Below are 11,961 nucleotides of genomic sequence, written 5' to 3'. Positions count from 1 at the left end.
ATGAACGAGAACGCTGTCCCGACTCAGCGCGCGGCTGACAAAGTAGAGATTTCCATCCATTTAGACTCGGAAATTTTGGAACAGATCAAACATTTAACCAACGATCCGAGTCGGGTTATCGAAACGGCTATCAAACAATGGCTGAGAGGTGAACGGCAACCCGATGACGATCTCACCCGTACCCTGAGACGCAATCCCCCCCTACCGCCGAAAGGGGAATGGAACGATTAAAAGAGGGCGAAACGAACGCGCCCCGCGAGCGAGACGAGAGATGGAAAACTTTCGTCTATTTTTTTGTTTCGGTTCGGTTCGTCACGGCTCGGTGAGGGGATAATGGAAGGGAAGGGAATAACCCGCGTTCCCCGCGGAGAGATTATGCAGTTCGAGGGCGTAAATCACGAGGATTCGCCGAAAATCGTGGAAAAACAAGAGAGTCAGGTGACTGGCATCTCGATCGAGATTCCCGCGGAGTTCGCGTATCTTCAGGCGAACACGGGACAGTATCTCGATTTTCAATGGCCGTCAGCGCGGGAATACGGTATCGACCCGCGGGAGATTGTCGGCAGTTTCCCGGAGAGGAGTTTCCGGCCGGTGGCGCTGGAAACTTATTACGAACGCATCGATCGGGTGATCGATCGCAGAATACCGGAACAGTGTTACTGTCTGTTCGAGTACCGCGGCCGGGAGTTTCCTTTCGAGTTAATCATCAGTCCGGTTCTTCCCGAACGGGGCGCGGTCACTAGCGTGTTGGTGATGGGACACCGGTTAAGCGTCGCCGAAAGTCCTCTCGTTCACTCCTCCCCCTTTCCCCCCGCGCCGGGTCCCTACCAGAAATTATTAACCCGCATCGCCCGAAAAATCCGCCGTACCCTCAATCTAGAAACCATCTGGCAACAGACGGTCGAGAGTCTGGGGACGGCGCTAGAGGTGAGTCGCTGTCTGATCGTCGCCCGCGACGGCGATAATCTGGAATTAAAAGCCGAATACCGCGAGGCGGGATATCCCTCGTTACTCGTCGGTCGCGTGGATTGGTCGCTGGATTACTGGCAGAGGGCGCTATCGGGCCGCGAACCGGTTATCGTGGAACTGCCGGAACCGGACGAGTTCCAAACCCGATCGATCCTCGTGGTGTCTACTTTCTATCAGGATCGACGTAACGGGTTGATCTGTCTGCAACAGTGCGATCGACGGCGCTACTGGCGCGCTGGAGAGATAGAATTAGTGCAGGAAGTGGCCGATCAGGTGGGGACGGCGATCGCTCACGCCACCCTCTACCAAGAACTCGAACAGGCCCGGCGCGCGGCCGAAGATGCCTCCCGTCTCAAAAGTGAATTTCTCGCCAGTACCACCCACGAACTCCGCACCCCGTTAAACGGGATTATCGGCTTTTTAAAATTAATTCTCGACGGCATGGCCGACGACCCGGAAGAACAGCGGGAATTTTTAGAAGAATCCTATAAATCCGCCCTCCATCTCCTCAATTTAATTAACGATATTCTCGATATCGCCAAGATCGAGGCGGGAAAACTCGATTTAGAATTCAGTCCCGTTCTCCTGGAGGAACTGTTTACCGCCGTCGATAATTTCGCCCGTCCCCAAGCTACGAGAAAAAGCCTTAATTTTAAACTGAAACTCCCGCCAACCCACACGCCGATCGTTCTCCACGGCAACTATCAACGCTTATTACAGGTCATGTTAAATCTCGTCGGCAACGCGATTAAATTTACCCACGAGGGGGGCATCGTTTTAAGTGCCGAGATCGTTAAGAAAAAAGTATTCTTTCAAGATAGAGAATTCCCGGCGATAGTAAAAATTAGCGTGGCCGATACGGGAATCGGTGTTTCCTTAGAACAACAATCGAAACTATTTGAAAAATTCGTACAGATCGACGGTTCGCGTACTAAAGCCTACGGGGGAACCGGCTTAGGATTGGCTATCTCGCAAAAATTAATCGAGGCGATGGGCGGACAGGTACAATTTTATAGTATGGGCGAGGGACTGGGTTCGACGGTGACATTTACCGTTCCCCTCACCGATATTCCGGTGATGAAAACTACCTCGGAATCAGAAACATGAAATTTCTGCTAGAATTAGAGAATGTCGCGTCAGTGATCTAGCAATGACTACCTTTATCGATCTATTCGCGGGAATTGGAGGCTTTAGAATCGCCCTAGAAAATCTAGGCTGTACCTGTGTATTCTCCTCGGAAATCGATCCTCACTCGCGCAAAGTATACGCCGCTAATCACGGACATTTACCCGAAAACGAGGATATCTGCCAGTTAGACGAGAGAGACGTTCCCGATCACGATATTCTCTGTGGTGGCTTTCCCTGTCAGGCATTTAGCATCGCCGGGAGAAAGCGAGGTTTCGAGGAAGCGCGGGGAACTTTATTTTTTGAAATCGCCCGAATTCTCAACCATAAAAAACCGAAAGCCTTTATCCTGGAAAACGTGCAAGGGTTGGTTCACCATAACAAGGGCAGAACCTTAAAAGTAATTTTAGATATTCTCGAAAACGACTTACATTATTTCGTTCCCACCCCGCAGATTCTCAACGCCAAAGATTTCGGCGTTCCCCAAAATCGTCCGAGAATTTTTATCGTCGGTTTTCGGAAAGATTTAAATATCACTCACTTCACCTACCCGAAACCGGTTCGTAAACCAGTGGCGATTAAAGATATTCTTGAACGAAAAGAAGTCAGCGTCAAATATTATTTATCTCAATGCTATCTAGAAACCCTCTATAAACATCGCCAAAGACACGAGGATAAGGGAAACGGTTTCGGCTATGAAATTATTCCTCATGATGGCATCTCGAACGCGATCGTCGTCGGTGGTATGGGCAAAGAGAGAAATCTAGTCATCGATAAAAGATTAACTAACTTTCAACCCGTCACCCGAATTAAAGGCGAAGTTAATAAAGAATTCGTGCGAAGAATGACCCCGCGAGAGTGGGCGAGATTACAGGGATTTCCCGAAGATTTTAAAATCGTCGTCAGTGATGGGCAAGCTTATAAACAATTCGGCAACTCTGTAGCCATTCCCGTAGTAGAAGCGGTGGCGACAGAAGTTATTAAAAATCTAACCCTATCTACCGCCCCCAAAAATACCGTAGGGTGTGTTAGCGTGGCGTGACATACCGAATTCGGAAAATTAAAGATTCGATCGAATTAAATTCGGCGCGGGATGTGTTAGCGTGACGTGGTGCGCCGATACCGGGAAAGATCCCGAAAAATAAGAGACAATAGAACAATCACTCTATCCAATAAACGAGCATGACTGTAGCGACCAACAACGCCCGCGATCTCTTCCGCACCGCCTACGAGAACCGTTACACTTGGGATGAAAACTTCCCCGGCTACACTGCGGATATCATCCTGACGCAAGGGGATGAAGTCTACACCGGACAGATTCGGGTGAACGCCGATTTTAGCGTCGAGGTGACGGGTATCGAGGACGAGAAAGTGAAAGAAAGCATCTATAATCAGATGCGCGATATCGTCACGCACCGGAAACGGGGAAATTTCGAGACAGCCCACGGCAAAAACGAATTTACCTTCGGAAACGACGATCCCACTGGCGCGGTCGAAATCCTCGTCACGGGGGACGCGATGGGGTCGAATTATAAAGTGCGCGGCCGGGAAATCTCGCAGGTGAGTCGGGTGATGGGGCCGGTGGCTTTCACCATCAATACCGAGGAAAGTCTAGATACGGGAGAGGGATACATCTCGATCCGCTATAACGCCATTTTCCGCAACCCTAAAACCGACGAATTAAAGGGAAAACGGGACTTTAAAGAGAATTACGAGAAAGTGGGCGGCTATTATCTACCGTCGTGCCAGGTCATCAACGCGATCGACGCGGGAGGGGAGAAAACCACGACAGAATTTAATTTTCTCAATCTTCAACTGCTGGAATCTTAAGGTCGATCGCTCTCCGAAAAGCGTTAGGATCGGGGTAACTTACAAACACTGCACGAAGAATTTAGAGGCCGATTATGTCCTTAACATTGACACCGGATAACGTTGAAACCGTTTTAGACGAGATGCGTCCTTACCTGATGGCCGATGGCGGGAACGTCGAGTTAGTCGAGATCGACGGCCCGATTGTCAAACTCCGTCTACAGGGCGCTTGCGGTTCCTGTCCGAGTTCTACCATGACGCTGAAAATGGGTATCGAACGTCGTCTGCGCGAGATGATCCCCGAAATCGCCGAAGTAGAACAAGCGCTGTAATCGTTGAAAACACGTCTCGATAGTGATCGGTGAGCCTTTTACCGGTCACTATTCGCTTTTTCGGGCGATTTCTTCGTTTTTATTCTCTTTTTACCGGAGCGAGAATCGATCGCACCTTCTCCCGAATAATCGTTACAATCGTGACGGGAGACCTCCGGCAAAAGTGACAATCGAAAATCGAATTTTAGTTAAAGTTTACGATTTTAGGGATATTCGAGAAAAAAATAGATATTTACCATTTTTATAATTTATTTCCTCCTGCCTCCTGCCTCCTGCCTCCTGACTCCTGACTCCTGACTCCTGCCTCCTATCCCCGTCCCATTATGACCGACGCGACCACTCTCGGCGATCGAATTCTCTGGGAAAAACTCCCCGACGACTTTATCCTACCGGACGATCCCGTGGACAATATTAATCAGCCCGCTCTAGCCGCCGCGTTAACGGAAAGCCTCGCGATCGCGGGTAAACTCGGTGAATTCTCGCTCACGACCACTAATTACGGCATCTGTGCCAGAATCGGCACCCGATTCGTCGTGAAAGCCCCCGATTGGTCGTATATCCCTCGAATTAGCGTCCCGAGAGAAGAGGTAATCCGTAGCTATACCCCGCGACTACAGGGGGATATTCCCCTCATCGTCATGGAATTTCTCTCCGAAACCGAGGGGGACGAGTATTCGGGGAAACCCACCTATCCGCCAGGGAAATGGTTCTTTTACGAGAAAATCCTGCAAGTACCGAATTATGTCATTTTCACGCCCGAGCGAGGGGAACTAGAGTGCTATTCTCTCGATAATACGGGAGAGTACGAGCTTCGATCGCCCGACGAATGGGGAAGATATTTTATCGAGGGATTAGATTTATTTTTAGGCGTTTGGTCGGGAACGCGGGAAAATCGATCGGGTTATTGGTTACGCTGGTGGACGGAATCGGGAGAGTTGTTACTCTGGGGTGGGGAATCGATCGATCGGGCGCGACAGCAGATACAAGCGGAACAACAACGAGCCGAAGCGGAACGCCAACGAGCGGAACGATTAGAAACTTTCCTGTGGGAACAGGGGATCGATCCCGATCGAATCTAGGTAGAATCTTAGATGACCCTACGGTAAAGCGTGCATGGATTACAAAGAAGCGGGCGTGGATGTAGAAGCCGGACGCGCCTTCGTCGAGAGAATTCGTAAAAATGTGGAAAGTACCTTCCGCCCGGAAGTAATCGGTGGATTGGGGGGATTCGGGGGCTATTTCCAGCTACCCGCGGGCTATCGGGAACCCGTGTTAGTGTCGGGAACCGACGGCGTGGGAACGAAGCTAAAAATCGCCCACGCGCTGAACCGTCACGATACGGTCGGGATCGATCTCGTGGCCATGTGCGTCAATGACGTGTTAACTTCCGGCGCGGAACCGTTATTTTTCCTCGATTATCTCGCCACGGGAAAACTCGAACCCTATCAGTTAGCCTCGGTAGTCGAGGGAATCGCATCGGCCTGTCGCGAGAGTGGCTGTACTCTCCTGGGAGGGGAGACGGCGGAGATGCCGGGCTTCTACAAGGCGGGAGAGTACGATCTCGCGGGTTTCTGCGTGGGAATCGTCGAAAAGAGTCAATTACTGGACGGATCGCGGGTGGAAGTGGGGGACGTGGCGATCGCCCTCGCCAGCGCGGGAGTTCATAGTAACGGTTTCAGCCTCGTCCGCAAGATCGTCGAGGCCAACGGGTTCGGCTGGGATGACCGTCCGGCGATTCTGGAGGGAGAGACGCTAGGTGAAGCTTTGTTAACACCGACTAGACTTTATGTGAAACCCGTGCTGGAGGTGTTGCGATCGGGTCTGGAAATTCACGCGATGGCGCACATTACCGGGGGGGGAATCCCGGAGAATTTGCCGCGCTGTCTGGGGGGTCGATCGATCCGCGTCGATCCCGACAGTTGGCAGATCCCGCCGATTTTTCAATGGTTGGCGATCGCGGGGGAAGTCAGTCGCGAGGCGATGTTTAATACGTTTAATATGGGCATCGGCTACGTGGTGATCGTTCCCGCGAAGGTAGCGGGGGAGGCGATCGATCGTTTCTCGTCCTACGGAATTGAAGCGTATCGAATCGGGGAAGCGATCGAGGGGACGGGGGAAGTGGTGGGATTGTATTAGGGCGATCGACAAGGGATAAATGATAGAAGGGGGAAACGAGAATGACCAAATCAACGCTATACGCGACCGCGAAAGTTTTACCCGGCAATAAAATCGAGATTCAATCCCCCGATCTTCCCGTCGGGCAAACGGTGGAAGTCGTTATTCTAATGCGAGACGCGATTCCGGATTCTGCTAACGAGGAAGATCGATCGCCCTCTTTAGAAGAACGTATCGCGTTTTTAAAGTTACCGCTAACCGAACGAAGACGCATTCTCGAAAGTCAGGCCGGGGAAATGCTGGATCACTATCAACAAGATCTTCAATGGCGGGAGTTAATGGCGGGTGACATCATCGACTATTAGTTCCGATCGACCTAGACAAAAATGGGAGAAGTGTTAAGATTGTAGTGAATCGGTACGGGCAATCCTTATCGGCAATTATAAGAATATGACTAGGATTCTTATTGATAACGCAACTATATCTAGCGTTCAAAGAGCTTTAGGTAAAGCTCCTTTGAAAGAACCCGCACTTTTAGATATTGAGCATATTGCTTTGGCAAGATTCTGTGAGGCTGTCTTGCTCAGTGATTGTATCATTGTTCCCGACAACTATAAATCCGAGTTAACCGCTAGTAGGAAGGCACTCCTAAGTGGAGAGTGCTTTCACTTTCAAGAACTAGCGAAAAATGAAGATAGTGAAATTTCTAAAATTTGCACTTCCTTGTTGCCTATGTGGAATAAAGCATTTGATGCTGGCTCTGAACGCTCTTTGTTTTCTGAATATTTTTCGCAAGTAAACGCCTTTAGTAATTTTATTTGGGAACATTCAAGTTCAGAATTTTTTTTGGTTTTTCGCGCGCATGGTATTGACAAGACTAATCCATTGATCGAGGCAGTTTTATCGAGTCCTACCAATCAAACATTAGGCTCAGAATTACAGATTATAGGTACTGACGGAAGGGTTGTACCCTGGAAAAAACTTTCAAAACACGTACAACGAATGCTTTCTGTGATGGGATGGTTAAGTCATCAGTACATCTGGCATCAAGTTTTTTCTGCTCAACATAACTGCTCTTATATGCCCCATCCCTTAAGAGATTTTTTTGCGTATGATTTTCTGGCTCGTGTACAGTCAGGTTATCGAAGTAAATCTGATTTTGCCAGTGCTTTTTCTGATGGAATAGGCAATTTTAAAGGTAAGCTACAAGATTCTCTTAATGCACTTGGTCAAACAGAATCAGCAAGCCATATAAATCTTCCTAGCTTTCTCCCGATTTTAATTCGTGAAAGTTCTAGTGGTGACGATTTCATGTCGGTATTGTATCAGATGAGGTATGAATCTAGCGTGATTGAGTTAAGAGAAATGCTAACTTTTGTACATCAATCTATTGAAAAAGGTGATTATAAGCCTTTAGCAAAAATGAAACGAGAAATCGAAAAAGTTGGAAATAATATCTTACTGGAAAAAGGATTAGAAGAACGCTTTATCAGAATTACTCCACCAACCACTGTTTTGGGAATTAAGATTGATGGTGATGATTCATCCGTCAAGTTACCCATTCCTGCGGTTTTATACAAACAATACTTTGTTGGCAGAAGATATAGGGCAATTGTAAAGCGAGTGATGGAAGAGTTAGCGATTCCCGCCCAATACGGTCAACTCAAAACAAAGCTAAATGGCTACGCTTGGATTGAAGGTGATCAATTTCCCAAATTTTATTTAAGAGAAGATAAATTTCCATCCAAGTTTCACAAACGATTCACCACGGCCGATCCAGACTTTCCTGAAGTCAATTAATTTGATTCTCCTGACATATTAGAACAAGGTGAATTTATCAGTTTGTGGAAGTGACCGCTCACCATTGTCCGAACTAGCGGTAAAATTTATGTATTAGCTTTCGGGTAATCGATGCCGAAAAAAGTTAGAGAATTGAAAAAAATGCTTCTCAAGGCTGGATTCACTTGACGGCCGGGTAAAGGGAGCCATACAGTATGGCAACACGATCACCTATCGGGAATTATCACCCTATCCGGTAACGATGGTGACGACGCACGAGATTATCAAGAAAAAAGAGTCAAACAAGCTCTAAGGGAATTGGAGGATCTAGAATCGTGAACTATCACTACAGCCTCGTGATTCAATGGTCGGAAATCGATCGCTGTTTCGTCGTCCTGCTACCGGAGTTTACCGAGGTCTATCAACCCGTCACCCACGGCGAAACCTACGCGGAAGCCGTCCAACACGGACAGGAAGTTCTCGAATCCCTCATCGAAATCTACCAACAAGACGGTAAGCCACTACCGCGACCGATCGCCTTCGGCCAGCCTCTACAGTTCGCTTAAATCGATCGACCCGTCCCTCCCATTTCCCACCGCGATAGGTTCGCGGGTAAAATAGACTTTGCCGTCCGGGGATCTTCGCCGATCCCGCCCATTGGTAACGAACCATGACATCGATCCGCCAACTGCATCAAGAATTAACCGCCAAAGAACGTACCGCCGTCGAGATCGCCACGGAATACCTAGAACGCATCGACGCGCTAGAACCGAAAGTAAAAAGTTTCCTACACGTAACGCCCGAACTGGCGATCGAACAGGCGCGGACGGTGGACGCGAAAATCGCTAGGGGAGAGGAAATCGGCCCCCTCGAAGGCATCCCCATCGCGCTCAAAGATAACCTCTGCACCCGCGGCATTCCCACCACCTGCGGATCGAGAATCCTCGAAAACTTCGTCCCCCCCTACGAATCCACCGTCACCGCGAAACTGCGGGACGCGGGCGCGATTTTCGTCGGCAAAACCAACCTCGACGAGTTCGCGATGGGGAGTTCGACGGAAAATTCCGGCTATCAAGTCACCGCGAATCCTTGGGATCTCTCGCGAGTACCCGGCGGATCTTCCGGCGGTTCCGCGGCCGCGGTAGCGGCGGATGAATGCGTGGTCTCGCTCGGTTCCGATACCGGCGGCTCGATCCGACAACCGGCGAGTTTTTGCGGCGTGGTGGGGCTAAAACCGACCTACGGGTTAGTTTCCCGCTTCGGATTGGTGGCTTACGCTTCCTCCCTCGACCAGATCGGGCCGTTCGGTCGCACCGTCGAGGATACGGCCATTTTACTCGGGGCGATCGCCGGATACGATCCCAAGGATTCCACCAGTCTTAACATACCGATTCCCGACTACACCGAAGCGCTCAAACCCGATTTAAAAGGCATGAAAATCGGCGTGATCACCGAAACTTTCGGCGAGGGATTAGATCCGATAGTGGCCGAAACGGTGCGGAAAGCGATCGAACAATGCAAAGATCTCGGCGCGGAAATCCGCGAGATTTCCTGTCCCCGTTTCCGCTACGGACTCCCCGCGTACTATATCATCGCCCCCTCGGAAGCCTCCGCCAATCTCGCCCGTTACGACGCGGTGAAATACGGTATCCGGGAAGACGCGGATTCCCTGATCGAGATGTACACCAAAACCCGCGCGAGAGGCTTCGGCGCGGAGGTAAAACGCCGGATCATGCTGGGAACCTATACCCTCTCGGCCGGTTATTACGACGCGTACTATCTCAAGGCGCAAAAAGTCCGCACCCTGATCAAACAGGATTTCGATAAAGCGTTCGAGTCGGTGGATGTGGTCGTTTGTCCGACCGCGCCGACGACGGCCTTTACCGCGGGCGAGAAGACGGAAGATCCCTTGAGTATGTATCTTTCCGATTTAATGACGATTCCGGTGAATTTGGCGGGATTACCGGGGATGAGTATTCCCTGCGGGTTCGACGGCAAAGGTTTACCGATCGGCCTGCAATTGATCGGCGATGTCTTGCGTGAGGATCGACTATTTCGGGTAGCCCACGCCTACGAGCGGGCCACGGATTGGCATAATCGTCAACCTCCGCTACAGTAGACAATAAATTATCCGGGATACCGCCATGACTCTCCACCTGTTATTCAAGCTTCTCCTAGCGGGGCTGGGAATTAGTCTGCTCGCGTATTTCATCCTCTGCTTGGCTATCTTGATCGGACAGAATCGCTTGATTTTCCTGCCGGAAGCCAAGTTGGAAAAAACCCCGGCGGATATCGGGCTGGAGTACGAGGAAGTTTGGATCGGGGTGAGGACTTGGACGGGGAAAACGGAGAGAGTTCACGGCTGGTGGATACCCGGCGCGAGGGGCGATCGACAGGTTATGCTATACCTCCACGGCAACGGGGGGAATATCAGTTACAATCTCGCGCCGGTGCAGGCTTTCCACCGTCTCGGTTTTTCGACGCTCGTTTTCGATTATCGGGGCTACGGTCGGAGCGAGGGAGCTTTTCCCACCGAAGCGGAGGTTTATCGCGACGCGGGAGCCGTTTGGGATTATCTGGTGAAAATTCGGGGGATCGAACCGGAGAATATTTTTCTCTACGGGCATTCCCTCGGGGGCGCGGTGGCGATCGATCTCGCCGTCCGTCAACCGAGGGCGGCCGGGGTGATCACCGACGGGACGTTTACCTCGATGCGGGCGATCGTCGATCGAATGCCCGTTTATCGCCTGTTTCCCGCGGATCTCCTGTTAACCCAGCATTTTGACTCCCTGAGTAAGTTACGCATCCTCCGCGTGCCGTTACTGTTAATTCACGGCACGGAAGATCGGGCCGTTCCCGCTACCATGAGTCAGGTACTCTACGATAAGGCTACCGTTTCCAAACAACTGCTGATGATCGAGGGCGCGGGACATAATGACCTGATCTCGATCGGCGGAAAAACCTATCTCGACGCTTTGGAAAGTTTCACCCGCGCCGCTCGATCGCTCCCCCGTTCCCACGTTAAACCCTAGAAATCGTCGGGAATAATCCATTTCGGCGGTTCGGTTAATTTTTTCATTCTCGCGGCCTCGGCGATTTCTAACATTTTGTCCAGGGAAGTCTCGGCGATAAATTTGGAGGCGCGGTCCGCGTCCTCTCGATGGGGACAGTTATCGCCTAAAACGCACCCGTTCACGCAATCTCTGGCGCAATCTACCGTATCGTTCACGAGAACCTCCTCGATGTTTTCAGCGCGCGCTCCGTTACCTTTCCGAATATACGACATTCCTCGATCGACCGGCAATTCCTTCGCTCGCTTTGCCTAAAACTCGATCGTTCTGGAAATATCGAGTAAAATTGTACTGATAGGAACGGTACAACTCTACACGAATATTATGAAAGAATTGCTGGAAAGTAATCGCGATCGAAAATCCAAAATTCAATCCTTGACTTTTGCCGATTTTTACGCGGGAATTGGCGGGTTTCGTCTCGGTCTTGAGCCTATCGGTTGGCAATGTGTTTTTACCAATGAGAATAACCCCGACTGCGTGACCACTTATAATGATAATTTTGCCGAGAATATACCACCTCGCTCGATCGAGGATTTAAGCCCTAGCGAGATTCCAGATTTCGATGTTTTTTGTGGTGGGTTTCCCTGCCAACCCTTTTCGAGAGCGGGAAAAAAGAACGGTTTTCAAGATAGTCGGGGAAAAGCGATCGAGCAAATTTTAAGGATTTGTGTTTGTAAAAAACCGAAGGTAATCTTTCTGGAAAATGTTACAGCCTTTCTCACAAAGATGAGGTATACTGTGATCGATAGCTAAATTGAACG

The 11,961-nt window shown here is 50.1% G+C and carries 14 protein-coding genes; 13 read left to right on the top strand and 1 reads right to left on the bottom strand.

Annotated elements, in window-relative coordinates; translation table 11 throughout:
- The 12 genes from V0288_RS25140 to V0288_RS14085 all read left to right on the top strand — a co-directional run bounded on the left by V0288_RS25140 (nucleotide 1) and on the right by V0288_RS14085 (nucleotide 11,161).
- Nucleotides 1–231 (top strand): hypothetical protein, encoded by a 231-nt coding sequence (locus V0288_RS25140; protein ID WP_422661981.1) that lies wholly within the window; start codon nucleotides 1–3, stop codon nucleotides 229–231.
- Nucleotides 232–375: 144 nt separating this feature from the next.
- Nucleotides 376–2,076 (top strand): sensor histidine kinase, encoded by a 1,701-nt coding sequence (locus V0288_RS14135; protein WP_332865760.1) that lies wholly within the window; start codon nucleotides 376–378, stop codon nucleotides 2,074–2,076.
- Between the two features lie 43 nt (nucleotides 2,077–2,119).
- The gene (locus V0288_RS14130; protein WP_332865759.1) at nucleotides 2,120–3,136 is read left to right on the top strand and encodes a DNA cytosine methyltransferase; all 1,017 of its coding nucleotides are present in this window, start codon (nucleotides 2,120–2,122) and stop codon (nucleotides 3,134–3,136) included.
- A 140-nt stretch (nucleotides 3,137–3,276) separates the two neighbouring features.
- Nucleotides 3,277–3,924 carry a DUF3386 domain-containing protein gene (locus V0288_RS14125; protein WP_332865758.1) on the top strand — a complete coding sequence of 216 codons (648 nt, stop codon included), beginning with the start codon at nucleotides 3,277–3,279 and terminating at the stop codon, nucleotides 3,922–3,924.
- Nucleotides 3,925–3,998: 74 nt separating this feature from the next.
- The gene (locus tag V0288_RS14120; RefSeq protein WP_332865757.1) at nucleotides 3,999–4,235 is read left to right on the top strand and encodes a NifU family protein; all 237 of its coding nucleotides are present in this window, start codon (nucleotides 3,999–4,001) and stop codon (nucleotides 4,233–4,235) included.
- Nucleotides 4,236–4,558: 323 nt separating this feature from the next.
- Nucleotides 4,559–5,314, top strand: coding sequence for a Uma2 family endonuclease (locus V0288_RS14115; RefSeq protein WP_332865756.1), 756 nt, complete (start codon nucleotides 4,559–4,561; stop codon nucleotides 5,312–5,314).
- Between the two features lie 34 nt (nucleotides 5,315–5,348).
- The gene (purM, locus tag V0288_RS14110) at nucleotides 5,349–6,371 is read left to right on the top strand and encodes a phosphoribosylformylglycinamidine cyclo-ligase (RefSeq protein WP_332865755.1); all 1,023 of its coding nucleotides are present in this window, start codon (nucleotides 5,349–5,351) and stop codon (nucleotides 6,369–6,371) included.
- 41 nt (nucleotides 6,372–6,412) lie between these two features.
- Nucleotides 6,413–6,715 carry a hypothetical protein gene (locus tag V0288_RS14105; RefSeq protein WP_332865754.1) on the top strand — a complete coding sequence of 101 codons (303 nt, stop codon included), beginning with the start codon at nucleotides 6,413–6,415 and terminating at the stop codon, nucleotides 6,713–6,715.
- An 85-nt stretch (nucleotides 6,716–6,800) separates the two neighbouring features.
- Nucleotides 6,801–8,150 (top strand): hypothetical protein, encoded by a 1,350-nt coding sequence (locus V0288_RS14100; protein ID WP_332865753.1) that lies wholly within the window; start codon nucleotides 6,801–6,803, stop codon nucleotides 8,148–8,150.
- 314 nt (nucleotides 8,151–8,464) lie between these two features.
- Entirely contained in the window at nucleotides 8,465–8,695 is a 231-nt protein-coding gene (locus V0288_RS14095; RefSeq protein WP_332865752.1) for a type II toxin-antitoxin system HicB family antitoxin, read from the top strand.
- Nucleotides 8,696–8,799: 104 nt separating this feature from the next.
- Nucleotides 8,800–10,248: an Asp-tRNA(Asn)/Glu-tRNA(Gln) amidotransferase subunit GatA gene (gene gatA, locus V0288_RS14090; protein WP_332865751.1), complete on the top strand. Its 1,449-nt coding sequence runs from the start codon at nucleotides 8,800–8,802 to the stop codon at nucleotides 10,246–10,248.
- A gap of 25 nt (nucleotides 10,249–10,273) precedes the next feature.
- On the top strand, nucleotides 10,274–11,161 hold the full coding sequence (locus V0288_RS14085) for an alpha/beta hydrolase (protein ID WP_332865750.1): 888 nt from the start codon (nucleotides 10,274–10,276) through the stop codon (nucleotides 11,159–11,161).
- Here V0288_RS14085 and V0288_RS14080 read toward each other — a convergent pair.
- On the bottom strand, nucleotides 11,158–11,358 hold the full coding sequence (locus V0288_RS14080) for a hypothetical protein (RefSeq protein WP_422661980.1): 201 nt from the start codon (nucleotides 11,356–11,358) through the stop codon (nucleotides 11,158–11,160). The two genes, V0288_RS14085 and V0288_RS14080, sit on opposite strands and share 4 nt — an antisense overlap.
- Before the next feature lie 166 nt (nucleotides 11,359–11,524).
- Here V0288_RS14080 and dcm point away from each other — a divergent pair, with 166 nt between their 5' ends.
- Nucleotides 11,525–11,953, top strand: coding sequence for a DNA (cytosine-5-)-methyltransferase (dcm, locus tag V0288_RS25135; RefSeq protein WP_422661978.1), 429 nt, complete (start codon nucleotides 11,525–11,527; stop codon nucleotides 11,951–11,953).
- Nucleotides 11,954–11,961 lie beyond the last annotated feature (8 nt).

It is taken from the genome of Pannus brasiliensis CCIBt3594 (assembly GCF_036688125.1).
Classification (GTDB): Bacteria; Cyanobacteriota; Cyanobacteriia; order Cyanobacteriales; family Microcystaceae; genus Pannus; species Pannus brasiliensis.
The sequence above is the reverse complement of the archived record's forward strand: the minus strand, read 5'-3'. Positions and strand labels throughout refer to the sequence as shown.

Excerpts from the sequence above, each read along its gene's own strand:
- V0288_RS25140 (WP_422661981.1), top strand. The coding sequence starts at position 1 with ATGAACGAGAACGCTGTCCCGACTCAGCGCGCGGCTGACAAAGTAGAG.
- V0288_RS14135 (WP_332865760.1), top strand. The coding sequence starts at position 376 with ATGCAGTTCGAGGGCGTAAATCACGAGGATTCGCCGAAAATCGTGGAA.
- V0288_RS14130 (WP_332865759.1), top strand. The coding sequence starts at position 2,120 with ATGACTACCTTTATCGATCTATTCGCGGGAATTGGAGGCTTTAGAATC.
- V0288_RS14125 (WP_332865758.1), top strand. The coding sequence starts at position 3,277 with ATGACTGTAGCGACCAACAACGCCCGCGATCTCTTCCGCACCGCCTAC.
- V0288_RS14120 (WP_332865757.1), top strand. The coding sequence starts at position 3,999 with ATGTCCTTAACATTGACACCGGATAACGTTGAAACCGTTTTAGACGAG.
- V0288_RS14115 (WP_332865756.1), top strand. The coding sequence starts at position 4,559 with ATGACCGACGCGACCACTCTCGGCGATCGAATTCTCTGGGAAAAACTC.
- purM (WP_332865755.1), top strand. The coding sequence starts at position 5,349 with ATGGATTACAAAGAAGCGGGCGTGGATGTAGAAGCCGGACGCGCCTTC.
- V0288_RS14105 (WP_332865754.1), top strand. The coding sequence starts at position 6,413 with ATGACCAAATCAACGCTATACGCGACCGCGAAAGTTTTACCCGGCAAT.
- V0288_RS14100 (WP_332865753.1), top strand. The coding sequence starts at position 6,801 with ATGACTAGGATTCTTATTGATAACGCAACTATATCTAGCGTTCAAAGA.
- gatA (WP_332865751.1), top strand. The coding sequence starts at position 8,800 with ATGACATCGATCCGCCAACTGCATCAAGAATTAACCGCCAAAGAACGT.
- V0288_RS14085 (WP_332865750.1), top strand. The coding sequence starts at position 10,274 with ATGACTCTCCACCTGTTATTCAAGCTTCTCCTAGCGGGGCTGGGAATT.
- dcm (WP_422661978.1), top strand. The coding sequence starts at position 11,525 with ATGAAAGAATTGCTGGAAAGTAATCGCGATCGAAAATCCAAAATTCAA.